Annotated in this window: 23 protein-coding genes; 11 read left to right on the top strand and 12 right to left on the bottom strand. The window is 70.4% G+C overall.

Translation table 11 applies throughout. The annotated features are described in order from the left end of the window. Nucleotides 1–68 precede the first annotated feature (68 nt). The 3 genes from ACOCEP_RS30670 to ACOCEP_RS30660 are packed head-to-tail and all read right to left on the bottom strand — an operon-like array spanning nt 69 to nt 2,722. Nucleotides 69–893, bottom strand: coding sequence for a metallophosphoesterase family protein (locus tag ACOCEP_RS30670; protein WP_482332586.1), 825 nt, complete (start codon nt 891–893; stop codon nt 69–71). Nucleotides 894–908: 15 nt separating this feature from the next. After that, nucleotides 909–2,147, bottom strand: a complete 1,239-nt coding sequence (locus ACOCEP_RS30665; RefSeq protein WP_482332585.1) for an MFS transporter — start codon at nt 2,145–2,147, stop codon at nt 909–911. Next, nucleotides 2,144–2,722, bottom strand: a complete 579-nt coding sequence (locus tag ACOCEP_RS30660; protein ID WP_482332583.1) for an ArsR/SmtB family transcription factor — start codon at nt 2,720–2,722, stop codon at nt 2,144–2,146. The genes ACOCEP_RS30665 and ACOCEP_RS30660 overlap by 4 nt, the downstream gene beginning before the upstream one ends. Before the next feature lie 150 nt (nt 2,723–2,872). On the opposite strand from ACOCEP_RS30660, the gene ACOCEP_RS30655 reads away from it, so the two are divergent. Both ACOCEP_RS30655 and ACOCEP_RS30650 read left to right on the top strand, forming a co-directional pair. Further along, entirely contained in the window at nt 2,873–3,340 is a 468-nt protein-coding gene (locus tag ACOCEP_RS30655; protein ID WP_482332582.1) for a MarR family winged helix-turn-helix transcriptional regulator, read from the top strand. Between the two features lie 149 nt (nt 3,341–3,489). Next, nucleotides 3,490–5,097 carry an ABC-F family ATP-binding cassette domain-containing protein gene (locus ACOCEP_RS30650; protein WP_482332581.1) on the top strand — a complete coding sequence of 536 codons (1,608 nt, stop codon included), beginning with the start codon at nt 3,490–3,492 and terminating at the stop codon, nt 5,095–5,097. Nucleotides 5,098–5,425: 328 nt separating this feature from the next. Here ACOCEP_RS30650 and mshC read toward each other — a convergent pair whose 3' ends face one another. The 4 genes from mshC to ACOCEP_RS30630 form a co-directional block, all read right to left on the bottom strand. Further along, complete coding sequence (gene mshC / locus ACOCEP_RS30645; RefSeq protein WP_482332580.1) at nt 5,426–6,664, bottom strand: cysteine--1-D-myo-inosityl 2-amino-2-deoxy-alpha-D-glucopyranoside ligase; 1,239 nt, start codon at nt 6,662–6,664, stop codon at nt 5,426–5,428. A 74-nt stretch (nt 6,665–6,738) separates the two neighbouring features. Next, nucleotides 6,739–7,503, bottom strand: coding sequence for a MerR family transcriptional regulator (locus tag ACOCEP_RS30640; protein ID WP_482332579.1), 765 nt, complete (start codon nt 7,501–7,503; stop codon nt 6,739–6,741). A 19-nt stretch (nt 7,504–7,522) separates the two neighbouring features. Beyond that, a complete protein-coding gene (locus tag ACOCEP_RS30635) occupies nt 7,523–9,481 on the bottom strand; it encodes a vWA domain-containing protein (RefSeq protein ID WP_482332578.1) in 1,959 nt (652 codons plus the stop codon). Beyond that, entirely contained in the window at nt 9,478–10,875 is a 1,398-nt protein-coding gene (locus ACOCEP_RS30630; protein ID WP_482332577.1) for an ATP-binding protein, read from the bottom strand. The genes ACOCEP_RS30635 and ACOCEP_RS30630 overlap by 4 nt, the downstream gene beginning before the upstream one ends. 131 nt (nt 10,876–11,006) lie before the next feature. Here ACOCEP_RS30630 and ACOCEP_RS30625 point away from each other — a divergent pair, with 131 nt between their 5' ends. After that, entirely contained in the window at nt 11,007–11,804 is a 798-nt protein-coding gene (locus ACOCEP_RS30625; RefSeq protein ID WP_482332576.1) for a hypothetical protein, read from the top strand. A gap of 5 nt (nt 11,805–11,809) precedes the next feature. On the opposite strand, the gene ACOCEP_RS30620 is transcribed toward ACOCEP_RS30625, so the two are convergent. Beyond that, on the bottom strand, nt 11,810–12,445 hold the full coding sequence (locus ACOCEP_RS30620) for a VC0807 family protein (protein WP_482332575.1): 636 nt from the start codon (nt 12,443–12,445) through the stop codon (nt 11,810–11,812). Beyond that, nucleotides 12,427–13,311, bottom strand: a complete 885-nt coding sequence (locus ACOCEP_RS30615; RefSeq protein ID WP_482332574.1) for an alpha/beta fold hydrolase — start codon at nt 13,309–13,311, stop codon at nt 12,427–12,429. Before ACOCEP_RS30615 ends, ACOCEP_RS30620 begins: the two co-directional genes overlap by 19 nt. An 87-nt stretch (nt 13,312–13,398) precedes the next feature. On the opposite strand from ACOCEP_RS30615, the gene ACOCEP_RS30610 reads away from it, so the two are divergent. After that, nucleotides 13,399–13,965 carry a TetR/AcrR family transcriptional regulator gene (locus ACOCEP_RS30610; protein ID WP_482332573.1) on the top strand — a complete coding sequence of 189 codons (567 nt, stop codon included), beginning with the start codon at nt 13,399–13,401 and terminating at the stop codon, nt 13,963–13,965. 722 nt (nt 13,966–14,687) lie between these two features. Here ACOCEP_RS30610 and ACOCEP_RS30605 read toward each other — a convergent pair. After that, complete coding sequence (locus ACOCEP_RS30605) at nt 14,688–15,734, bottom strand: ferrochelatase (protein WP_482332572.1); 1,047 nt, start codon at nt 15,732–15,734, stop codon at nt 14,688–14,690. Between the two features lie 85 nt (nt 15,735–15,819). Between ACOCEP_RS30605 and ACOCEP_RS30600 the strand changes: the two genes are divergently transcribed. The 3 genes from ACOCEP_RS30600 to ACOCEP_RS30590 all read left to right on the top strand — a co-directional run bounded on the left by ACOCEP_RS30600 (nt 15,820) and on the right by ACOCEP_RS30590 (nt 18,069). Continuing rightward, the gene (locus tag ACOCEP_RS30600) at nt 15,820–16,404 is read left to right on the top strand and encodes a TetR/AcrR family transcriptional regulator (RefSeq protein ID WP_482332571.1); all 585 of its coding nucleotides are present in this window, start codon (nt 15,820–15,822) and stop codon (nt 16,402–16,404) included. Between the two features lie 69 nt (nt 16,405–16,473). Further along, a complete protein-coding gene (locus ACOCEP_RS30595; protein ID WP_482332569.1) occupies nt 16,474–17,655 on the top strand; it encodes a Cmx/CmrA family chloramphenicol efflux MFS transporter in 1,182 nt (393 codons plus the stop codon). A 9-nt stretch (nt 17,656–17,664) separates the two neighbouring features. Beyond that, nucleotides 17,665–18,069, top strand: a complete 405-nt coding sequence (locus ACOCEP_RS30590) for a nuclear transport factor 2 family protein (RefSeq protein WP_482332568.1) — start codon at nt 17,665–17,667, stop codon at nt 18,067–18,069. 64 nt (nt 18,070–18,133) lie between these two features. Here ACOCEP_RS30590 and fabI read toward each other — a convergent pair whose 3' ends face one another. Next, a complete protein-coding gene (gene fabI, locus ACOCEP_RS30585) occupies nt 18,134–18,901 on the bottom strand; it encodes an enoyl-ACP reductase FabI (protein WP_181777424.1) in 768 nt (255 codons plus the stop codon). 51 nt (nt 18,902–18,952) lie between these two features. Further along, a complete protein-coding gene (gene fabG / locus ACOCEP_RS30580) occupies nt 18,953–19,657 on the bottom strand; it encodes a beta-ketoacyl-ACP reductase (protein WP_016334125.1) in 705 nt (234 codons plus the stop codon). Between the two features lie 192 nt (nt 19,658–19,849). On the opposite strand from fabG, the gene ACOCEP_RS30575 reads away from it, so the two are divergent. The 4 genes from ACOCEP_RS30575 to ACOCEP_RS30560 are packed head-to-tail and all read left to right on the top strand — an operon-like array spanning nt 19,850 to nt 24,233. Next, the gene (locus ACOCEP_RS30575; protein ID WP_482332566.1) at nt 19,850–21,208 is read left to right on the top strand and encodes an MFS transporter; all 1,359 of its coding nucleotides are present in this window, start codon (nt 19,850–19,852) and stop codon (nt 21,206–21,208) included. 16 nt (nt 21,209–21,224) lie between these two features. Further along, complete coding sequence (locus ACOCEP_RS30570; RefSeq protein ID WP_482332565.1) at nt 21,225–21,887, top strand: response regulator transcription factor; 663 nt, start codon at nt 21,225–21,227, stop codon at nt 21,885–21,887. Nucleotides 21,888–21,891: 4 nt separating this feature from the next. Further along, nucleotides 21,892–23,295, top strand: a complete 1,404-nt coding sequence (locus ACOCEP_RS30565) for a sensor histidine kinase (protein WP_482332564.1) — start codon at nt 21,892–21,894, stop codon at nt 23,293–23,295. Next, nucleotides 23,292–24,233: a TAXI family TRAP transporter solute-binding subunit gene (locus ACOCEP_RS30560; protein WP_482332563.1), complete on the top strand. Its 942-nt coding sequence runs from the start codon at nt 23,292–23,294 to the stop codon at nt 24,231–24,233. Before ACOCEP_RS30565 ends, ACOCEP_RS30560 begins: the two co-directional genes overlap by 4 nt. Nucleotides 24,234–24,308: the final 75 nt, after the last annotated feature.

Below are 24,308 nucleotides of genomic sequence, written 5' to 3'. Positions count from 1 at the left end.
CGTTCCTGACGTTTTTCGTCAGGAACGACCCTTTCATGACATTAGAGACTCGCGCCCCCGTCGAGGCCTCAGAAGATGCGCCGCAGCGGGATCGGCCCCCGCGACCGCTTCCGCCACTCACGCGGATAGCCGAGCGAAACCTCTTCGAAGCGCACGCCGTCCGCCTCCGTGGACCGCGGGATGTGCAGGTGCCCGTAGACGGCGACCTCCGCCCGGAAGCGCCGGTGCCAGTCCTCGGTCTCGGTCGTCCCGCACCACAGCGCGAACTCCGGGTAGTACAGCGGCTCGGTCGGGTGGCGGTGCAGCGGCCAGTGCGACATGAGGATCGTCCCGTGGTCTTCGGGGATCGCCTCCAGCCGTTCCGTGCTGATCTTCACCCGGTCGGCGCACCACGCCTGCCTGCTGGGATACGGGTCCGGGTGCAGGAAGAACTCGTCCGTGCACAGGACACCGGCCTCCCGCGCCTGCTCGATGGCCGCCGACATCGGGAGACCGTCGGCCGCGGGGGTGCGCCAGCTGTAGTCGTACAGCACGAACAGCGGGGCGATCGTCAGGGGCTTCTCCTGGTGTTCCCACACCGGGTACGGGTCCTCAGGGGTGAGGACGTCGATCTCGCGGCAGCGCTCGACCAGGTGCTCGTAGCGAGCCTGTCCTCGCAGCTGACATTCATCCTTCTGGGTGGTCCACAGCTCGTGGTTTCCGGGCACCCAGACGACCTTCGCGAAGCGTTCGCGCAAGGTCCTGAGCACCCCGATCACGGATTCGGCGCGTTCGGCGACGTCACCGGCCACGAGCAGCCAGTCGTCGGGGGTCCGGGGAACGACCTCGTCGACGAGCGGGGCGTTGCCCTCATGGGTGACGTGGAGGTCGCTGGTGGCGAAGAGATGCGGCACTCCACCACCGTAGCTTCACCCGGACCGGGGAACCGCCGGAATCGGATCACGGCGCGGCCTGCCCGAGGCCGACACGCCCAGCACGACCAACGCCGAGACGGTGTGCAGACCCGCTTGGACGTTCAGCAGGACGCCGCTGCCCAGCACGTCGAGCAGGGCGCCCGTCAGCAACGCGCCCAGTGCCGTGAACCCCGCGGTTCCGGCGAAGACGGTGCTCAGCACGCGACCGGACCGTTCGGGGGACGCGGCGGTCTGGACCAGCGAGAGCAGACCGGAGCCGGCGAGCACGCCGGGGGCGCCGACCAGGCCGAACAGTCCGATGAAGACGCCCAGCGAAGCGGTCAGCGCGGGCAGGTTCCAGATCACCGCCGACAGCAGGCCGAGCGCCAGTCCGCCCCAGCCGAGCAGGGCCACGGGCGCGACCTTACGGGCGACGGTGGCGACGGCGAATCCAGCGGCCAGCCCGCCGAGGGCCTGCACGCCGCGCAGCAGACCGACGTCGCCTTCGGTGCCGTCGAGGATGTCGAGCACGAAGACCACGAACAGGACCAGGAACATCCCCTGCGCCAGTGATGTCAGCACCACGACGACACCGGCGAGGCGAAGGCGCCCCTCGCGGCCGATCTCGCGAAGCCCGTCGATCCAGGCTCGCACCACCGGTTCGTGCGGTCCGGCCGCTTTCGGCGCGGCGACGCGCGGAAACGGGCGGGCCAGCAGGGCCGAGCCGATCACCAGCACGCCGAGATAGGCCACCACGACCCAGCCCAGGCCGCCGAAGCCGAGCAAGAGACCGCCCGCCCAGCCGCCGGCGAGGCGGGCGACGCTGCCGTTGACGCTCATCAGGCCGTTGGCGCCGATCAGCTCCTCGGGGGCGACCAGCTCGGGTACGAGCGCGTTGCGGGCGGGTTCGAACAGCGAAGCCAGACCCGCCTGCGCGGCCATCACCCCGTAGATCACGAAGACCGGGCCGCCGGAGGCGACGAACAGCAGTGGAAGCGCCACGAACGCCTGTCCCGCGCACACCACGCACAGCACCAGCCGACGGTTCCAGCGGTCCGCGATCACACCGGCGACCGGGCTCAGCAGTACCGCGGGCACCAGGCCGAGGACGATGCTCAGCGCCGTGGTGGCCGCCGAACCGGTCGCCTGGAAGACGAACACCGGCAGCGCGATCTGCAGCATCCACTCGGCGGTCTCGGAGAAGAAGGCGGCGATCCACAGCCGCGCGAAGGCGGGCTCCCTCAACGGTTTCATCTGCTCGGCTTCCCCTCGGCGTCGATGCGGAGGAAGGCCCGCAGTCCCAAGTGGACCGGCAGAGCCTCCGCCGGAGCGTCTTCACGGATCGCACCGACGTAGGGCCGCACGAGCGCGTCGATCTCCCGCACCAGCTCGTCCAGCTCCGTCGCGGTCACCCGCAGCGAGTAGTTGCTGATCCCCGACGCGTCCCGCCACTCCTTGCCGAGCCCGTCGGCGGCGTCGAGATAGCGCTCGGTCAGCTCCTTTTCGCGGGCGAGGGTGGTGCCGACGACCGCGAGCTGCGCTCCGTGCAGCTCCGGGTCGTCACCGAACTCGATGCCGACCTGGCACGCCCGCCACGGCCGCTCCCGGCCGTCCTCCCCTTCGACTCGCTCCACGAGACCGTGCCGTGCGAGCTGACGGAGATGCCAGCTGCAGTTCGAGGCCGTCGAGCCGACGGCCGCCGCGCACTCGCTCGCGGTCTTCGGACCGACCGCCATCAGGTGGTCCACCAGCGCCGAACGCAACGGATGCGCCAGCGCCCGCATCAGCTCGGCGTCTTCGATCCGCTTGCGCGGCGGCAACCCGGTCATCGCCCGATCCAATCTGAAAGGAACCTTTCGAAAGTTCTCTTTCAGGTTCACAGGTGGGCGGCGGTATGTCAAGCGGCCCGGATACCCTTGCCTGAACAGTTACTGCATAAGGCAGTCACTGCACTACTCAACTACTGCCCCAGGAAGCACATGCCTGACCAGCGAGAACTCGCCACCGCGGCAGCCTTGGAGATCCCCCGGTTCGTCAGCGCGACCGTCCTGTTCCAAACGGCCATGGCGGAGCGGCTCGGGATCAGCGCCACCGAACTCCACGGGCTCCAGCTGGTGATCAGCGGGGCGGCGACGTCGCCGAGCCGCCTGGCGCGGGCGCTCGGCATGACCACCGGCGCGGCGACCCGGATGCTCGACCGCATGGAGGCACAGCGCCTGGTCGAACGCGTCGCCGACCCCGCGGACCGACGGCGGATCACGATCCGCCCGCTTCCCGACCGGCTCGACGACGTCGCCGAGCTCTACTCCCCCATGGCCCGCTTCTTCGGCGACCATCTGGGCAGGCTCGACCGCCGCCAGCTGGCCGCACTCGTCGGCGTCATGTCCGAGGGGCGCGCGTTCGCCGAACAGGAGGCCGCGCGCCTGCGATCCGAAAAGAGGGGTTGACTAACGCTACGCGGGTTGCGTTAGACTGCTCGCATCATGGACAACTGACATCGCACCCACCCGCTCCGAGGCGGCTTCGGTCGAGCACCGCTCCCGTAGCCACGAGGCCCGGCGGGTTCCCTCATGTCCGAGAAGCGCGGTGATGTCTCATGTCTCTTTCCCTGATCGCCAAGGACCTCGTCCATTCCTACGGCGCCCGCGTCGTGCTCGACGGCGTCAGCTTGACCGCTTCGGCGGGGCAGCGGCTCGGCCTGGTCGGCGAGAACGGCGTCGGCAAGTCCACGCTCCTGCGCCTGCTGGCCGGGGTCGAACAGCCGCACGGCGGCGAGGTGCTGCGAGGCGACGACGTCGGATTCCTGGTGCAGGAGCTGCCTTTCCCGCTCACCGCTCGGATCTCGGACGTCATCGACGACGCGCTCGCCGAGATCCGGCAAGCGTCGGCGAGGCTCGACGAACTGACCGCGGCACTCACCGAGCACCCGGACGACGAAGCCGTGCTCGACGAGTACGGCACCGTCTTGGAATGGGCCCAGGCCCACGACCTGTGGGACGCCGACCGGCGGGCGGAGGTCGTCTGCGCGGGTCTCGGGCTCGCCGGGATCGGCCCGGCGCGCGAGCTGGGCACGCTCTCGGGCGGGCAGCGGTCGAGGCTCGGGCTCGCGGCGCTGCTGATCCGGCGGCCGGGCACGCTCATCCTGGACGAGCCGACCAACCATCTCGACGACGCCGCGATGGAGTTCCTGGAACGGCATCTCGCCTCGCTGACCGGAGTCCTCGTGCTGTCGTCGCACGATCGCGTGTTCCTCGACGCGGTGTGCACCGACATCGTCGACCTCGACCCGGCCTTGGGCGGCCCGACCCGGTACGGCGGCACGTATTCCGACTACCTGGACCAGAAGCGGGCCGAACGGGCGCGTTGGGAACAGCGCTACGCCGAGGAACAGGACGAGCTCAAGGACTTGCGTGAATCGGTGGCCGTCACCGCGCGCGCCGTCGCGCACGACCGGCCGCAGCGCGACAACGCCAAGATGCTCTACGACTTCAAGACCGGGAGGGTGCAGAAGCAGATCTCACGCCGCGTCCGCAACGCCCAGCTCCGGATGGCCGAACTGGAACGCGACCAGGTACGGAAACCGCCCGCACCGCTGCGGTTCCAGGGCGAGCTGACCGGCGAGCCCGGAGCGGGCAAGACGGCGATCTCCGTCCGGGACGTCGAAATCGCCGGACGGTTGCGGCTGGCGACGTTGGACGTCACCACGAGGTCGAGGCTCCTGATCACCGGCGGGAACGGCGCCGGGAAGTCGACGCTGCTGTCGGTTCTCGCCGGCTCGCTGACGCCCGACTCCGGCACCGTCCTTTCCGGACGCGGCGTGCGGATCGGCATGCTGGCCCAGGACGTCGCGTTCGCGGAGCCGGAGAAGACCGCGCAACGGACCTACGCCGAAGCCCTCGGCGAGGACGCTCCCCCGTTGCGAGGCCTGGGATTGCTGGCCCCGCGTGATCTCGGGACCCGTGTGGGCGCGTTGTCGGTCGGCCAGCGGCGGCGGCTCGCGCTGGCGTTGCTGCTCGCCGACCCGCCGGAGGTGCTCCTGCTGGACGAGCCGACGAACCACATCTCCCTCACGCTGGCCGAGGAGCTGTTCACCGCGCTCGATTCCGCGCCGGGTGCCGTCGTCATCGCTTCGCACGATCGGTGGCTGCGGCGCGATTGGACGGGTGACCATCTCCGGCTGGAAGCCGGTCGCGTCGCGGTGTAGGGCGTTATACGGATGTCATGAAAGGGTCGTTCAGGACAAAAGATGTCCTGAACGACCCTTTCATGACGGTGGCTGAGACACGGTGGGTTCCCTTGACCCATAAGACGAAGGTGGCGCCGTGATCGGCGCGCTCCGGCGCCCCAGCAAGACACGAAGGGGCCCATCACCACATCAGATGCAGCGAAAGCCCCCTTCAGCCCGGCTGACGAGCACGCCACCATGCCATGAAGGACCCCTTCATTGCGCCTAGCGCAGTGAAGGGGCCCTTCATTGCGCCTAGCGCAGTGAAGGGGCCCTTCACGTACTTAGGAAGGAGCCCTGACATTCCTCAGAGCTCGATGCCGAGCAGCGCGTCGACCGCGTTCCGGATCAGCCCCGGCGCGGCCGGGTCGGTGCCGGAACGGGTGAGCGCCTGCTCGGCCCAGGCGTCGACGGCCGCGAGCGCCTTGGGCGTGTCGAGGTCGTCGGTGAGGTGGTCACGCAGGCGCGCGACCGTGTCCTCCGCGGCCGGGCCGGTGCCGAGGGAGACGGCTTCACGCCAGCGCGCGAGGCGTGCTTCGGCGTCGGCCCGCAACTGCGCGGTCCACGGCCGGTCTTCGCGGTAGTGGCCGGCGAACAGCGCGAGCCGGATCACGCCCGGGTCGACCTTGTCGGCCCGCAGCCGCGAGACGAACACGAGGTTCCCGCGCGACTTCGACATCTTCTCGCCGTCGAGGCCGATCATCCCGGCGTGCACGTAGTGCCGCGCGAACGGCCTGTCCCCCGCGACGGCCTCCGCGTGCGCGGCGCTGTACTCGTGGTGGGGGAAGATCAGGTCCGAGCCGCCGCCCTGGACGTCGAAGCCGAGGCCGAGCCGGTTGACCGCGATCGCGCTGCACTCGATGTGCCAGCCCGGCCGCCCCGCGCCCAGTTCGGACTCCCACGACGGCTCACCCGGCCGCGCCATCCGCCACAGCAGGGCGTCGAGCGGGTGCCGCTTGCCGGGACGGTCCGGGTCGCCGCCGCGTTCGGCGAAGAACTTCGTCATGGTCTCGGCGTCGTAGTTCGATTCCGAACCGAAGTGCCCGGTCGCGTTGTGCTCGAAGTAGATGTCCGGGAACTCCGCGTCGTCCGCGCGATACGCGCTCCCGTTCGCCACCAGCTTCGCGATGACCTCGACGATCTCCGGGATGCTCTCGACCGCCCCGACGAACTGCCGCGGCGGGAGCACCCGCAACGCGGTCATGTCCTCGCGGAACAGCGCGGTCTCGCGCATGCCGAGGACGACCCAGTCGTCCTTGTCCCGCTCGGCGCGCTCCAACAGGGGCTCGTCGATGTCCGTCACGTTCTGCACGTAGTGGACGTCGTGCCCGGCGTCCCGCCACAGGCGGTTCACCAGGTCGAACGTCAGGTACGTGGCGGCATGCCCCAGATGGGTGGCGTCGTACGGCGTGATGCCGCAGACGTACATCCGGGCGGTCGACCCGGGCGCCGTGGGGCGGATCTGCCCCGTCGCCGTGTCGTGGAGCCGCAGCGGACGGGGGGTGCCGGGGATACGGGGCACGTCGACCGATGACCAAGTCTGCATACTCCGACTGTAAGCGGAGCCGCCGCGCCGTTCCCGTCCGGTGGGAGACGAACACGGCCGGAGTAATCGATTCGCTATCCCTCGGCCTGTTCGGCGTTCGCGTGGATCGCGTCGCGGATGTACTCACCGAGGCCCGGCCGCTGGTCCGGCTCACGCACCAGGAAGCCGAGCTGAACCGGCTCGGTCGCGTACAGCCTGGCCAGCTCCCGATGCGTCGCGAGGTCACAGTCCCCCATGAACGCCGAGAGCATCCGGCGGTGCTCCTCGGCGAGGTCCATCGCCTCGCGGCCGCCCGCGGGCGCGCCGGAGTCGAAGACGGCGAGCAGCCGCCGGACCCAGTCCTCCCGGATCTTCTCCGCCTCGATCCATTCCTGTTTGGTGCGCGGTACGGCCGCCGCCCGCCAGTGCGGGGTGTCACCCCACCGGCGGACGGCCTCCTCCGCGTACCCCTCCGGCTCGCGGAACTCGCCGAAGACCTCGAATCGCTCCTCGGGGGTCAGCGCGGCGCCGGCCTCCTTGGCCGCGATCACCCGCTCGACGGATTCGGCCATCCGGGTCAGCTCGCCGATCCGGTCGGCGAGCAGCGCCCGCTGGCGCCGCAAGTGCTCCAGCGCGTCCACCGCCGGATCCCCGGTCATCTTCGCGATGGTCTCGAGATCGAACCCGAGTTCGCGATAGAACAGGACGCGCTGCAGGCGGTCGAGGTCGTCGTCGCTGTAGCTCCGGTACCCCGCCGCCGTCCGCCCGCTCGGGCGCAGCAGGCCGATCTCGTCGTAGTGATGCAGCGTGCGCACGGTGACGCCCGACAGCGCCGCGACCTTTCCGACCGAGTACCCCATCGGGCCAGCGTAAGCGAGTTCAGCGCTTCCTGGTCCGCAGGTAGTCGCCGACCACGGCTGCGCCGAGCCCGTCCAGATCCGGCGCGACGACACGGCCACCCGACCGGCGCGCGATGACGTCGACGAACTCGGTCAGGCGCGGATCGTCCCCGAGCCGGAACACCGTCACCGACGCGCCCAGCTTCGCCATCCTGTCCACTTCGGACAGGGTCTTGAGCAGGGTCCTCGGCTGCGGCGGATAGTCGAACTCGGCCGTGCCATCGGGTTCCAGGTGAGCCGTCGGCTCGCCGTCGGTGACCATCAGGACCACCGGCTGCGCGTCGGGGTGCCGCCGCAGATGGCGTCCGGCCAGCAGCAGCGCGTGGTGGGCGTTGGTGCCCTGTTCCCAAGTGCCCTCCAGGCCGACCAGCTCGGCCAGTTCGACCGGTGTCGCGTAGCGGCCGAAGGTGATCAGCTGCAGCGCGTCGTTGCGGAACCGGGTGCTGATCAGCTGGTGCAACGCGAGCGCCGTCCGCTTCATCGGCAGCCAGCGGCCCTCCTGCACCATCGACCACGACGTGTCCACGAGCAACGCCACCGCCGCGCGCGACCGATGTTCGGTCTCGACCACCTCGACGTCGGAGACGTCCATCCGGACCCGCCGCTCGCCCACCGAAACCGAACGCAGGACCGCGTTGCGGACCGTCCTGGAGACGTCCCACGGCTGCATGTCCCCGAACCGCCACGGCCTGGTGGCGCCGGTCGGCTCGCCCGCGGCCCCGGCGGACTCCGTCTCCCGCTGGCCGGTCTTGCCGCGTAACGCGTTCACGACGTCGGCGAGCGCCGTCTCCCCCAGCCGCCGCAAAGCCTTGGGCGACAACCGGAGCGTGCCATCGGGGGCGCGTTCGAAGAGACCTTGCCGCCGGAGCTCGCGTTCCAGTTCGGACAGCCGCCGCGCATCGACGCCGGCGTCCGGACCCAGCTGCCGTTCGAGCGCGTCGACGTCGATGTCCTCAAGTCTCGCGCCGGGGTAGGACTGGCCGAGCTGTTCGGCCAACGCGTCCAGTTCGGCGAGGTCGGACATCGCCCGGGCGCCTTCGCCGAGGCCGAGCGGGTCGTCGCCCCGGAACCGTTCCGACGACGTCCAGTCCTCGCCCGGCCGCAGCGCCCGCAACTGGGCATCCAAAGTGGACAGCTGCTGCGCGAGCCTCGGGTCGCCGAACGCCTGCTGAGACAGTTCTGCCAGCTCGGCCCGCTGCTCCGGTGTCATGGAGTTCAGCATCCGTTGCGCGGCCGCGGCGCGAGCGGCGAGGACGTCGATCAGCTCTTCGACGTTCTTCGGGTTCTCCGGGAAGAACTCGCCGTGCTCGCGCATGAACTCCGCGAACCGCTCCGGGACGTCGTCGCGCCCCTGGGCGTGCGCGGCCAGGAGCGCGTTGAGGTCGGCGAGCATCCGGTTGACCTGCTCGGCCTGTTCCGGCCCGGCGTTCCGCAGTGCCTCCTTCATCCCCTCGAAACGGGAATCCAGCAGTTCACGGCCCAGTAGGTCGCGAATCTTCTCGTAGTTCTCCCTGCCCTCCCGCGAGCGCCAGTCGTACCCGGCGAGCTCGCGCACGGCCGCCGCCGTACCCGGCGGCAACGCGTCCAGCTGGGCCTCGCGGAAGCGGGCGTCGTCGTCCGGATCGGGGAACAGCTCGCGCCGCTCGGCCTCCAGCGCCTGGTCGAGCAGCCGCTGGACCTCCTGGAGCGTGCCGTCGAGCCGGTGCCGCCGCTGGATCTCCGACCGGCGCTGCCAGAGCCGCCTGGTCAGTTCGTCGAGCCCGGCGGTGCGCGGGGTGCCGCGGCGCAGCAGTTCTTCCAGCGCGGACCGGGGCGAAGCGCCGGCCATGACGTCGCGGCCGATCTCGTCGAGCGCGTCCCGCAGGTCCGCCGGCGGCGCCAGCGGATCCGGGCCGTTGTCCCACGGCCCGTACGAATAACCTTCCGGGAGGAGACTCATCGGCCGTAGACGGTCGTCGAGTCGTCCGAGTCCTTGGCGAGTTTCCTCGACAGGAACAGGGATTCCAGCGCCAGTTCGACCGCGGCCGCGATCCTCCCCGCCGGTTCGTCCGGGCCGACGCCCGCACGCCCGGCGACGTCGTGGAGTACGGGCAGTTCCGGCAGTGCGGCGAGGACATCCTTGCCGGGGACGCGTTCCCCGGTGGCGACCAGATGCCCGGACTCGACCGCGTCGGCCAGCGGCAGCAGATCCAGCCCGGCGAACCGCGAGCGGGCCGTCTCCGCGACCGCCCGGCGTAGCAGGTGCACGAGATGCTCGGTCTCCCGGCCCTCCTCCCCCGGCTCGAATTCGAGCTTGCCGCGCAGGACGCCGGGGACCGCGTCGAGGTCGACCGGGCGGGCCACGGCGGGTTCCTCACCGGTCAGCGCGGACCGGCGCAACGCCGCCGCGCCGACCGTTTCCGCCGCCGCGACGGCGAACCGGGCGGAGACACCCGAGCGCTGGTCGATCACCGGCGACTCGCGCAGATTCCGCACGAACCGGGCCAGCACCTCCAGCAGCGGCTCACCGACTTCGGCGACCAGATGGGCCTCCTGCCGGACGACCGCGATCTCCGCCTCGACGTCGAGCGGGTAGTGCGTGCGGATCTCGGCGCCGAACCGGTCCTTGAGCGGGGTGATGATGCGGCCGCGGTTGGTGTAGTCCTCCGGGTTGGCCGTCGCCACCAGCAGCACGTCCAGCGGCAGGCGCAGCGTGTAGCCGCGCACCTGGATGTCGCGTTCCTCCATCACGTTGAGCAGCGCGACCTGGATGCGTTCGGCCAGGTCCGGCAGCTCGTTGATCGCCACGATGCCGCGGTGGGCGCGCGGGACGAGTCCGAAGTGGATGGTCTCGGGATCGCCGAGGCTGCGGCCTTCCGCGACCTTCACCGGGTCGACGTCGCCGATCAGGTCCCCGACCGAAGTGTCCGGTGTGGCCAGTTTTTCCGTGTACCGCTCGTCGCGATGACGCCAGGTCACCGGCAGCGCGTCGCCGAGTTCGGCGGCGCGGCGACGCGATTCCGGGGTGATCGGGTCGAGCGGGTGCTCCGCCAGCTCGGCGCCCTCGATGACCGGCGTCCATTCGTCGAGAAGCCCCGCGAGGGTGCGCAGCAGGCGGGTCTTGCCCTGGCCCCGTTCGCCGAGGAGGACGACGTCGTGTCCGGCCAGCAGCGCGCGTTCGAGCTGCGGCAGCACGGTGCGCGAGAACCCGACGATCCCCGGCCAGGCGTCTTCCCCGGCGCGGAGCTTGGCGAGCAGGTTGTCGTGCAGTTCTCGGTTGATCGACCGCGGCAGGTGACCCGCCGCGCGAAGGTCCCCGGCGGTCCGGGGCAGGTTTGCGGGAACATCGTTCACCCGTTCGACGCTACGTCGCGAGTCTGGCGCTGTCGACGTGAAGCGACTCCAGCTCCGGTGATCGCGAACGGCAAGCCGGGGTTAACCCTCCCATAGCCGGGTTTCGCCGGAACACGACTAAAATCACTCCGGTGTGCCGTCCTAGTGCGACCCTCGCGGTCTGGTCTTCGGCGTGGCTGAACGGAGCCGCCGCCTCCGACGACGTCCTTGACGCCCTGCAGGTCTGGGGCGAAGCCCACGACTTCGTCGCCGCGGACGCGGCGGCCGCCGAGGCGTTCGACCTGCCGCTCGCGTTCAACCGCGCCGCGACCTCGGTCCAGCTGCTGCTCGCCCTGCGCGCGCAGGGCGCCAAGAGCATGCAGCTCCTGCTCCCGGTGCCCGGCGACGTCCGCGGCCTGGGTGGCGGCGGGCCGTTCACCGCGGCCGCGCTGCGGATCGGCGAGGCCGCTCTGCTGCCGGACCTCGGCTACGGAGTGGTCCCCGAGGCGATCGCCGAGGGCCTCGTACGGTGGACGGTGTACTCGGTGCCCATGCCCGGTGTCCTCGAATACCGCCCCCTGGGCGAGGCCGAACACGGCCTGACCGACGCGATCCGCGCGAGCGCGGGTGCCCTTCAGTCACTGGACGTCGCCAGCGAGCGGCCGGGGGTCCGAGCGGAACTCTCGGCACGGCTCCGGGCCGCCACCGACGCGCCCTGGCCCGCCGGGATGCCGAGCCGGGCGCTGCGGGTGCTCCAGCGTTCCCAGGAGATCGCGGCCATCCTCGCCATCGCCGAATCCGACGATCCCGGCGGCGCGCTCTCTTCGTCGGCGGCGCTCCGGCGGGCGGAGGCGCTGCGGCCGCTGACCGAAGCCGTCCGCAATGCCCGGTACGCGGCGATCAACGAAGCGGTGCGGGTGTTCGCCGAACAGGCGGACAGGCACCCATAGGGTCTTCAGGTGGCCACCGCGTGCCTTTTCTGGACTTTCTCGGCATAGCGGACAGACCACAGCGATAGCCCGCCGACGACGGCGAGCAGCAGGGCCACGCTGAGCGCGTTCATCACGTCGGCCGACAAGGTGTAGACCAGCGGCACGCGGATCGCGGCCTCCAGCAGCAGCGCCACGCCCCAGACCGCCGACATCCGGGTGAACGCCCGCCGAAAGCCGGGGACCTCGTCGCTCAGCCGGTCGATCTCCGCGCGTTTCGCCGCACTGGAACCGGCCCGCACGGCGACCAGCATCATCGGTGTTCGGCTGAAACAGCTGAGCAGCAGGACGATCGCGGCGGTCGCGGTGGCGAAGGATTCCTTCAGCAACAGGAATTTCGCGTCCCCGGTGACCAGCGAGAGGACCAGGCCGACGCCCAGGACACCGGCCAGCAACGCGGCGAAGCCGTCGAAGGACCGCTCCCGGACGGCGACCCACGCGATCCTGGCCGCCGCCACCCCCGCCCCGGCCAGCAGCGAGACCTGCTCGCTCTGTCCGGCGAGCCGGAGCCCGTAGTAGGCGGCAAGCGGAAGCGCGACGTCCCAGAGCAGCAAGGACAGTGCGGGGTTCTTGGCGCGCTCGGTCACGAGTCGGGCTCGCATTCGGCCAGGAACTTCAGGACGCGCGCGTTGACCTCGTCCGCGGCCTCCCCGGCGATGGCGTGGGTCGCCGACGGCCACAGCTCGACCTGCCCTCGCGGGAGGAATTCACGGGCGCGGGCCGCCGCCCGCTCCGGGTTGTGGATGACGCTGCGTCCGGCGATGAGGGCCAGCACGGGCATCCGCAGGGAGCGCAGCTGCGCGTCGGTGAACAACCTGGGCGACGGCAGGGCGATGCGGTAGGTCCGCATCCCCTCGTCGATCACCCGCGCGACCGGATCCGTGGCGTCGACCTCGGCGCCGCCGGAGATCCAATCGAGGAACGACGGCCGGGCCCATCGGTTGATCACGGGGACGGCGGTGAGCGTCGCGCGGACTACCAGCCCCGCGGTCAGCCCGCCGAACGTCAGCACGGGGTCGATCACGGTGAGCGATTTCAGCCGTTCCGGCGCCCGGACGGCGAGGTTGGTCGCGAGCCAGCCGCCGAACGAATACCCGATCAGGTGCACGGACTTCAGGTCGAGTTCGGCGAGCACCGTGCTCAGCCACGCGGCCTGGTCCGCGCCGTCGCGGATCGGGGCGGTCTGTTCGCTGCGGCCTGCTTCGCCGATGAGGTCCACCGCGAAGACTTCGCCGTGCGCGAGCAGCGCGGCGAGGTTGGGTTCCCACATCACCGCGGTCCCCGCGCGGCCGGGCAGCAGCACGATCGGCGTCGCACCGGGCTGCCCGAACCGGTACACGCGCGCCACCCCGAACGCCGTCCGGACGTCGTGGACCCCGGCCGGCGCGGGCAAAGCCGCCATCCCTCGTTCGTAGACGGCCTCGTATTCGGCACGCGCCTCCGACGAGGCGAATCCGCCCACCTTCATTCTCACCCCTCCTTTTTACGGTACGATCGGATTGTAAACAGTTGGTGAGAAGTTGGCAATCCGATCGGACTGCGAAAAGGAGCACGGGTGCCCAAACGGGTCGATCACGAGGACCGGCGGCGGCAGATCGCCGCGGCAGTTCGCCGCATCGCGGCCGACCGGGGACTCGAAGGGGTGAGCCTCAACGAGGTCGCGGCCGAAGCCGGCATCTCGAAAGGGTCCGTCCAGCACTACTTCGCGTCGAGGGACGAGATGCTGCGCTACGCGACGACCACCCTGCGCGGTGGCGTCGAGCAGCGCATCGCGACCTCGTCGGAGCCGCGCGTCCGGGACCTGCTCGTCGCCTTGCTGCCCCTGGACGAGGCAGGCCGCGACGACGCGCTCGTCGCGAACGCCTTCCTGGTGCGCGCACTCAAGGATCCGGAGATCGCCGGCCACTTCCGGACCGGGCACGGCCAGCTCCGCGACGCGGTGGCGGCCCTGCTCTCCGCCACCCGCGACGATCTCCTGCCCACCGTCGATCCGGTCACCGAAGCCGGGCTCCTGCTGGCACTGGTGTCCGGTCTCGGCGACGCGGTACTGCTCGGCTACCAGTCCGGCGACGAGGCCATCGCCCTCATCGACCTGCACCTGTCGCGGATCGCGGCCCGATGACGATCGGCTTCGTGAGTGGTGAGGCCGGTTATGACCAAGGGGTCTGAGGTATCTACCGGACGCGGCCTGGGTCGAAGGTCCGCGAAGGCCTCCTTGCCTACCTCAAGGCAAGGAGGCCTTCACACCTCGCCAAATACGTGAAGGACCCCTTCACTGCGCTAGGCGCAATGAAGGGGTCCTTCACGTACTGCCGGAGAAAGTGCAGCGGTGGTGTGGCGGGACTCGGCCTCGTGAGTGGCTAGGACGGTTAGAACCAAGGGTGTCTTGGCTACCTATCGGGCGCGGCCACGGCTGAGGCGTTGCGAAAGCCACTTTCGCAACCTTCAACGTTGCGAAAGTGGCTTTCGCAACGCCTCGGGGCGAGGCCGGCTACCCAGCGGGACCGGCGTGTCGCCTAGCCAGAGTAGGCCGCGCGTGGACATCACGCGTGTCGTCCGTCCAATCACGCGAGATCGCCAGTAGGGGCCAGGACACGGTTGGCTCTAACCCGAATCGCCACTCACGTGACCAGACCCACTCGGTACCGCCGGGTGCTGGGCTTGGCCGGGGGTTGCGAAAGCCACTTTCGAGACGTCTGGTGTCCCGAAAGTGGCTTTCGCGACACCGGCTCCAGCCCCCAGGCCCCAGCAGACCGAGACCAGGGGTCAACGGCGGCCGGGAGCCAGTAGGTACCTAAGACACCCTCGGCTAGAACCGGCCTAGCCACTCACGAGACCGATCGCTCAAGGGCGTGCGGGCCTCTTCGCGGGCTCGCAGCATCCGATCGCGCAAGGCGCCCCGTTGACCGTGCACCCGGCCGCCGGGAACGGCGACAGCTTCCGCGCCGGCAATCCTTCGGTGTGCTCCCGGATCAGCTCCACGACGAGTTCGGCGAACCGCGGGTCGGTGTCCGGCGTCGCGGCCCGCGCGAAGCCCATGCCGTGCTCCGCCGCCCGCTCGGCGGCCTCGTTGTCGAGGTCCCAGATCACTTCGAGGTGATCGGACACGAAACCCACCGGGCAGACGACCACCGAGGTGACGCCTTCCGCGTGCAGCGCGTCGATGTGGTCGACGATGTCCGGCTCCAGCCACGGCACCTGCGGCGGGCCGGAGCGCGACTGCCAGACGACGTCGTAGGTCTCGATTCCCGCCTCGGCCGCGACGAGGCGGGCGGCCTCGGCGATCTGGCGTGAGTAACGCCGTCCGCCTTCCGATGGCGGTCCGGAGGCCTTGTCTGCGGACTCTGGCACCGAGTGGGCGCAGAACACCGTACGGGTTCCGGGCTGGTTCCCCAGTTCCGCGTGCGCGGCGCGGACGGCGTCGGCGAAAGCGGCGATGAACAGCGGGTGGTCGAAGAACTGCCGCAGCTTCACCAGTTCCGGCGCGCCGTCGCCGACCGCCGCCCGGGCACGCTCGATGTCCTCGTCGTACTGGCGGCAGGCGGAATAGCCGCCGTACGCGCTCGTCGGGAAGACGAGGACGCGCTGAGCACCCGCCTCGGCGATTTCGGCCAGGGTGTCCTCGACCATCGGCCGCCAGTTGCGATTGCCGAAGTGGACGGGCAGATCGATCCCGGCGGCCGCGAGTTGCTTCTCGACCGCGGAGATCGCGTCCCGATTCAGCCGGTTGATCGGCGAGACCCCGCCGAAGTGCTGATAGTGCTCGGAGACCTCGAGCAGCCGTTCCCAGGGGACCCCCCGGCCCCGCGTGACGTTCTCCAGGAACGGCATCACCTCGTCGGGCCCCTCGGGACCACCGAACGAAAGCCAAAGCAGCGCGTCGTAACCCACCCTGCCATCTTGCCGCTGTGGCGCCCCGCACGCTGACCCGGCCCGTTTTGAACCGAGCGATCCAAAATCTGGTACGGTCCCTTCCATGGCCAGGCCGAAGGAATTCGACGAGCGCGCCGCGGTCGGGCGCGCCATGGACGCGTTCTGGGCACGCGGTTACGAGGGCACGTCGACACAAGCCCTCTGCGAAGCCACCGGTTTGGGCCGCAGCAGCATCTACAACACCTTCACCAGCAAGCACGAACTGTTCATGCGCGCGCTCGATCACTACGCCGAGCGCGGGATCGCGGCCAGGACCGCCCTGCTGGAGGAATCCGGGACCGGCGTCGAGCGGTTCCGTGCCCTGTTCGCGTACACGATCGACGAAGAAGCCGAGCATCCCGGACGAGGCTGCCTCGTGGTCAACACGGTGGCCGAGTTCGGCGAGCGCGACGCCGAAGTCAAAGCCCGGATCGACGCCGACACCCGGCGACACCTCGCCCTGCTTTCGGCCTGCGCCAAGGAAGGGCAGCTCGACGGGACGATCGACGGCGGCCGTGATCCCGGCGCGATCGCCGAGTTCGCCCACGGCACCGTCGCCGGCCTCCGGCTGATGTCCCGCCGAGGTGCCGACCGGGCGGCCATGGAATCCGTCGCCACCATCGCGGTGGACGCGATCGCCGCGAAGTAGACCGAACCGAACCCCGTGCGCAACGCTGCCCACATTTTGGACTGATCGATACATAACTGGAGGAACTTCGTGCCTTTGGCAGTCTGCGTTCTCGGACTGAGCGTGTTCGCGCTCGGCACCTCCGAGTTCATGATCACCGGCCTGCTGCCGGGGATGGCGGCCGATCTGAACGTCGGTATCCCGGAGGCCGGGCTGCTCATCTCGGCTTTCGCGATCGGCATGGTCGTCGGCGCTCCCCTGCTCGCGATCGCGACGCTGAGGGTGCCGAGGCGCGCCACCCTGATGGCCCTGCTCGTCGTCTTCGGGCTCTCGCACGTCGTCGGAGCGCTGGGCTCGGGGTACGCCCTGCTCTTCGCGACGCGCGTCGTCAGCGCGGTCGCCTGCGCCGGATTCTGGGCGGTCGCGGCGGCCACCGCCGTCGCGCTGGTCCCGGTCGAGCGCCGTGGCCGCGCGCTGGCCATCCTGGTCGGCGGACTCACCGTCGCGAACATCGCCGGCGTCCCCGCCGGGACCTTCCTCGGCCAGCACGCGGGCTGGCGGGCGGCGTTCTGGGCGGTCACGGCGCTGACCGTGGTCGCGCTGATCGGGGTCTTCGCCCTGGTCCCGGAGACCCAGAACGGCGGGGACGAGACCGACGTCGCGACCGAACTACGGCTCTACCGAGGCGGCCGGTTCTGGCTGGCGCTCGGCGTGATCGCCCTCGCGCAGGCGATGATCTTCGCGACCTTCAGCTACCTCGCGCCCTTGCTGACCGAAGTCGCCGGGCTGCCGGAAAGCTGGGTGCCGGGAGTGCTCTCCCTGTTCGGGCTCGGCGCGCTGATCGGAATCACCTCGGGCGGCAGGCTCGCCGACGCGAGGCCCTTCGCGACGCTCTACGGCGGCCTCGCCGTCGCCCTGGTCGCCTTGATCCTGCTCGCGATCTCCGGCCCGGCGACCCCGCTCGCGATCGTCGCCGTGTTCCTGTTCGGCGTCGCCGGATTCGGCGTCAATCCCGCTTTGAACGTCCGCGCTTTCGCGGTGGCGGGCAACGCGCCCACGCTCGTCGGCGCGAGCACGACCGCCGCGTTCAACGTCGGCAACACCGTCGGCCCGTGGCTCGGCGGCGAGTCGATCGACGCCGGTCTCGGCTATCCCAGCGTCGCGTGGGTGAGCGTCGGGCTCGGCGTGGCCACCGTCGTCGCCCTCACCTTCGCCGCCGGTGTCCAGCGCACCGACGACACCCGCCTGCTCCGTGAACCCGTTACCCAGTAAGGAGAAATGATGTCCGAACGAACCAAGGCCACCCTCGACGAGTTCTTCCGCCGATTGTCCACAGGGGACGCTGACGGCGCCACGGAACTGTTCGCCGACAGCGTCGCGTGGGACATCCCCGGCGCCACCGAGCTGGTCCCGTGGATCGGCCCGCGCCGGAACCGCGCGGAGGTCCGCGAGTTCTTCGACCTGCTCGACAAAGGACTCGTCAAGGACCGGTTCGACGTCGAACGCGTCTTCGTCGACGGACGTCACGCCGTCGCGATCGGCCGCCTGCGCTCGACGATCCGCAACACCGGCAAGGTGATCCAGACGGCCTTCAGCCTCGAATTCGAGGTGGACGACGACGGCCGGATCACCAAGTACCTGATGCTCGAGGACTCCTGGCACGTCGCGAACGCCGTCCTCCCCTGATGTGCGTGAAGGCCCCCTTCCCTCGGCTGAGCCGAGGGAAGGGGGCCTTCACGCGCATCGAGACCTAGAAGCCGGTGGCGTGCAGACCGCCGTCGACCATGATCATCGAGCCGGTGGTCGCGGGCAGCCAGTCCGACAGGACGGCGCAGACGGACTTGGCCGTCGGGTCCGGGTCGGAGCTGTCCCAGCCGAGCGGCGCGCGGTCGCCCCAGCCGTTCTCCAGGTCGGCGAAACCGGGGATCGACTTCGCGGCCATGGTCTTCATCGGACCGGCGCTGACCAGGTTGACCCGGATGCCCTGCGGGCCCAGGTCGCGGGCCAGGTACCGGTTCACGGACTCCAGCGCCGCCTTCGCCACGCCCATCCAGTTGTAGGCGGGCCACGCGACGCGCGCGTCGAAGTCCATGCCGACGATCGACGAACCACGCGAAAGCAGCGGCAGCGTCGCGACGGCCAGGGACTTGAAGGAGTACGCCGACACGTCGACGGCCACCTTCACGTCCTCACTCGGGGCGTCCAGGAACGGCGCGCCGAGGCAGGACTGCGGGGCGAACCCGATCGAGTGCAGCACGCCGTCGAGCCCGTCGACGTGCTCACGCACGCGGTCGGCGAGCGAGTCGAGGTGCTCCTGGTTGGTGACGTCCAGCTCCAGCACCGGCGCCTCCTCGGGGAGCCGCTTGGCGATGCGCTCGACGAGCGACAGCCTGCCGAAGCCGGTGAGCACGACCTTCGCGCCCTCCTGCTGCGCGATCTTGGCCGCGTGGAACGCGAGCGAGGCGTCGGTGATGACGCCGGTGATCAGCAGGCGCTTGCCTTCGAGCAGTCCTGGCACGGGACCTCCAGTCCGGAGTGGTTTGCGATCGGTTCGGGAAAACGGGGGACGTCAGTGGCCCATGCCGAGGCCGCCGTCGACCGGCAGCACCGCGCCGTTGACGTAACCGGCCTCTTCCGAGGCGAGGTAGCGGACGGCGGCGGCGATCTCCGACGGCTCGGCGTACCGGCCGGAGGGAACCTGCGCGAGGATCTCCTTCTTGCGGTCCTCGCCGAGCTCGTCGGTCATGTCCGTGGCGACGAAGCCCGGCGCGATGACGTTCGAGGTGATGTTGCGCGAGCCCAGCTCCCGCGCGAGCGAGCGGGCGAGACCGACGAGGCCCGCCTTGCTGGCCGCGTAGTTGACCTGACCGGCCGAACCGGTGAGGCCCACGACGGACGAGATGAAGATGTAGCGGCCCCACTTGCCCCGCAGCATGCCGCGGGAGGCGCGCTTGGCGACCCGGTACGCGCCGGTGAGGTTGGCGTCGACCACGCGGGTGAACTGCTCCTCGCTCATGCGCATGAGGAGGGTGTCGTCGGTCATCCCGGCGTTCGCGACGAGGACCTCGACCGGGCCCTGGTGCTCCTCGACGAGCTTGAACGCGGCGTCGATCTGCTCGGCGTCCGTGACGTCGGCCTGCACCCCGAAGAGGCCTTCGGGCGCGCCGGAACCGCGGTGCGTGATCGCGACCTTGTGCCCCTGCGCCGCGAGGTCCTTCGCGATCGCCAAACCGATGCCGCGGTTGCCGCCGGTGACCAGTACCGACCGTCCCACTTCAGCTCTCCTCGCCTCGTCCTGTCGCGCTGACGGCACTGAGGTTATCCGCTCGCCACGTTCGTGCCGGAGCCGCGCCACCCCTACCTCCGGGTAACCGCGACCGTCCTAAGCGGATGTTAGGAACCGCGCCGAAACCTTGCCCGGCCGTCACGGATTGTTCACCGTGAGCCGGAACACAGGAGGTCAAAGATGACAACCCGGATCGGCGAAGCGTCGCCGCCCGTGAGCGAGCGTCGAGTCGTCGGCAACGTGCTGCGCGGCTCGATCGGCAACCTGGTCGAGTGGTACGACTGGTACGCCTACGCCGCCTTCACCACGTACTTCGCCAAGTCCTTCTTCCCCACCAAGGACACGACGGCGGCCTTCCTCGGCACCGCGGCGGTCTTCGCGGTCGGATTCCTCATGCGGCCACTCGGCGGCTGGATGCTGGGCCGGTTCGCCGACCGGTTCGGGCGACGAAGCGCACTCGTGCTTTCCGTCACGTTGATGGCGACGGGGTCGCTGATGATCGCCGTGACGCCGACCTACGCCTCGATCGGGATCGCCGCGCCGATCCTGCTGCTGGTGGCCCGGCTCGTCCAGGGACTCTCGGTCGGCGGCGAGTATTCGACCTCCGCGACCTATCTGTCCGAAGTGGCCACTCCGGGCAAACGCGGCTTCTACTCCAGTTTCCAGTACGTGACGCTGTACGGCGGCCAGTTGCTGGCGCTCGGTCTCCAGCTGCTGCTGCAGGCCATCCTGACCGAGCAGCAGCTGACCTCGTGGGGCTGGCGGATCGCCTTCGTCGTCGGCGCGCTCGCCGCGGTCGTGGTGATGATCCTGCGCCGCGGGATGGACGAGTCGGCCAGTTTCGAGGAGACCAAGGCCTCCGGCACCGGCAAGGACGCGGGCGACAAGGGCACGCTGCGCGCGCTGATCAAGTACCCCAAGGAGATCGCGCTCGTCGTCGGCCTCACGCTCGGCGGCACGGTGTCGTTCTACACCTTCGCCACCTACAGCCAGAAGTTCATGGAGAACACCGCGGGCATCCCGCGCCGGACGGTCACGCTGATCCTGTTCTGCGCGATCCTCGTCGCCGCGATCCTGCAGCCGTTCGCGGGCAAGCTCTCCGACCGCATCGGCCGCCGACCGCTGCTGATGTTCTTCGGGATCGCCGGCACGCTGCTGACCGTCCCGATCATGACGCTGATGGGCGGGACGAACGAGCCGGTGCTCGCCTTTCTGCTGATGCTGGCCGGTCTGGTGATCGTCACCGGATACACCTCGATCAACGCGATCGTGAAGGCCGAGCTGTTCCCGACGAAGATCCGCGCCATCGGCGTCGGTCTCCCCTACGCGCTCACCGTGGCGATCTTCGGCGGCACGGCCGAGCTCATCGCGCAGGCGCTCAAGGGCGCCGGCCACGAATCGGTGTTCTTCTACTACGTCGCGGGCTGTGTCCTGGTGTCGCTGATCGTGTACGGCACAATGCGGGAAACCTCGAAGACCTCGGAGCTGGACAAGAAGAAGCGGCCCGAGCCCGAGCTCGTGTCCGGCCGCGAAGGCTAGGCGGGAAGGTGTGGCCGTGCGGGTGCTGCTCGTCGAGGACGACGCCGGTGTCGCCGACGCGCTCGCCGAAGCGCTGCAGTCACGCGGCCACACCGTCTCCCACGCGATCCGCGGCAGCGACGCGCTGCACCGGCATCGCGCCGCCGACGTGATCCTGCTGGATCTCAACCTGCCCGACATGCACGGGCTCGACGTGCTCAGGAAGGTCCGGCAGGTGTCGCCGGTGCCGGTGCTCGTGCTCACCGCGAGCGGGGACGAACGGTCCGTCGTGCGCGGGCTGCGGCTCGGCGCCGACGACTACCTGACCAAACCCGTCCGGCTGGCCGAACTGCTGGCGAGGATGGACGCGGTCGTCCGCCGCGCCTCCGTCTCCGCGGCACCACAGGACGGCGTCGTCCGCGTCGAGGACGTCGAGATCGACCTCGGCGCGCGGCGCGTGCTGGTCGACGGGAACGACATCGGGCTCACCGCCAAGGAGTTCGCCGTCCTGGCCGTGCTCGCCGCCCGGCCGGGCACGGCGGTGAGCCGCCAGCAGCTGATGGACGAGGTCTGGGGCGACGCGTACCTCGCCGTCTCCCGTTCGCTCGACGTGCACCTGACCCAGTTGCGCGCGAAGCTCGACCGGCCCGGCCTGCTGACCACCATCCGGGGCTTCGGCTACCGGCTCGGCCGGGACTGACCCGGTGCGCACCCGGCTGCTGGTCGTCCTCGTGGCGCTCGCGCTGACGGTGGTCGCCGCGTTCGCGATCCCGCTGTTCGGGTCGACGGCCGCCCAGCGCACGCAGCAGCTCGTGATCGCCCGCAACGCCGACGTCGACCGGTTCGTCGTCCTGGCGCAGCAGGCCGTGGACGCCGCCGACCCGACCGCGCTGGCGGTCGACGCCGAGCGGTATTCGTCGTTATACGGTGAGGCCGTCGTGGTGGTCGACGCGCGCGGGGTGCCGCTGGTGGAGACCGGCGGGATGACGGCCGCGGAACCCGTGGTCCGCTCGCTCGTCGAGGCCGCGCTGCGCAACCAGCCCGCCAAAGGCCCCGAACAGCTCAGCCCGTGGTCGGCCGATCCGGTCCATTTCGCCCGTCCGGTGGGCACCGGCACCCGGGTGGCCGGTGTGGTGGTGCTCCGTGCGTCGGTGACCACGGCGGCGGCCGACGTCGCCGCCCGCTGGGCCGCGATCGTCGCGGGCGCGGCGCTGGTCGCGGCGGTGTTCGTGCTGCTCGCGGTCCTGCTGGCCCGCTGGATGGTGCGGCCGCTGCACGAACTGGAGACCGGCGTGCAGGCCGTGACCGAAGGGCATCGCGCGCAGGTCCCCGACCGGGCCGGGCCCCGTGAGCTGCGGTCGCTCGCGACGTCGTTCAACCGGATGTCCGACGCCGTCGTCGAGGCCTCGGAGCAGCAGCGGCGGCTCGTCGCGGACGCGTCGCACCAGCTGCGGAATCCCATGGCCGCTTTGCGGTTGCGGGTCGATTCGCTCGCCGCGCAGGTCGACGGCGACGGCCAGCGGGCCTACCGGGCGACCGTCGCGGAGGTCGAACGCCTGGAGACCCTGCTCGACGGGCTGCTCGCGCTGGCGCTCGCCGAAAGCGCCGCGACCCGGCTCGCCGCCGGCGAGTCCGGTGACGAACCCTGCGATCTCCCCGCCGTCCTGGCCGAACGGGTCGACGCCTGGCGTCCGTCGGCCGAAGACGCGGGAGTCGGCCTCGCGGCCGCGGCGGGCCACGACGAGCCGGTACCGGTGCGGTGCGCGGAAAGCGAGCTGGCCCAAGTCCTGGATGTGCTGCTGGACAACGCGGTGCACTACGCGGGACGCGGAGCGACGATCACCACCGGCTACGAGATCGGAGACACCACGGCCACGTTCTTCGTGTCCGACAACGGTCCCGGACTGTCCACAGAGGACCGTGAACGCGCGACCGAACGGTTCTGGCGCGCCGGGGGCGACGGCGCGCCGCGCGGAACGGGACTCGGCCTCGCGATCGCCAGCCAGCACGTGCTCGCCCGGAGCGGAAAGCTCGAACTGCGCGAAGCGAAACCACACGGGCTCGAAGTCCGTGTCGAACTCCCCCTCGCGACAGGGGAAAAGGCATGACCCTCACCAGGCGCACCGCGCTCCTCGCCGGTCTCGCGACACTCGCGGGCTGTTCGGCCGCGGGATACCGGGGCCCGGAACGCGAGGTCGTCATCGCGGCGGGCGAGAGCGGCGGGTTCTATCTCGCCTTCGCGGAACTCCTCGCCCAGCAGCTGAACCGGGCGGAACCACGGCTGCGGGCGACCGCCGTCGCCACCGAGGCCAGCGTCGAGAACCTGCGGCGGCTACGGGACGGGCGCGCGGATCTCGGGCTCGTCCTCGGAGACGTCGCCGAGTCCGCCTTCGCCGGCGCCGAGCCGTTCTCCGTGCCGATCGCGTTCTCCGCCATCGGCCGTGTCTACGAGAACTACCACCAGCTCGTCGTCCGGGTGGACGGCGGAGTGCGGTCGCTCGCCGACCTGGCCGGGCGGCCGGTGGCGATGGGCGCGAGCGGATCCGGCGTCGCGGTGTTCAGCACGCGCCTCTTCGCCCGCGCCGGGGTACCGGTGAAGGCCAAGAACCTCCTCCTGGGTGAAGCGATCGACGCGCTGGCGGCACACGAGGTCGACGCGCTGCTCTGGTCCGGCGGGATCCCGACCCCCGCGCTCACCGAACTGAACCGGACCACCCCGATCACCCTGCTCCCGCTCGACGCCCATCTCCCGGCCCTGCGCGCCGGCTACGGTCCGGTGTACGACCAGGTCCACGTCCCGGCGCAGGCCTATCAGGGAGTGGGCGAGCTGCGGACGATCGGCGTGGCGAACCTGCTGCTGGCCGCTCCGACGCTCCCCGACGACGTCGCGGCCGCGGTGGCGCGGGTCCTGGCCGGGCACGCCGCCGATCTCGTCCCGGCCGCCGCGGTGGGGACGCAGTTCCTCGACGTCCGGACGCTGATCGGCACCGGCAAGGTCCCGCTGCATCCCGGGGCCGCCTCGGCCTACCGTGCCCTGCACGGGTGACCCGGGCTCCATCTTCAGAGGGATGCGCGTCGCACCGGAGCGCTGCCATGGTCGGAAACAGGCGGCCATCGGGCC

The organism is Amycolatopsis sp. CA-211722 (assembly GCF_056828465.1).
The sequence above is the reverse complement of the archived record's forward strand: the minus strand, read 5'-3'. Positions and strand labels throughout refer to the sequence as shown.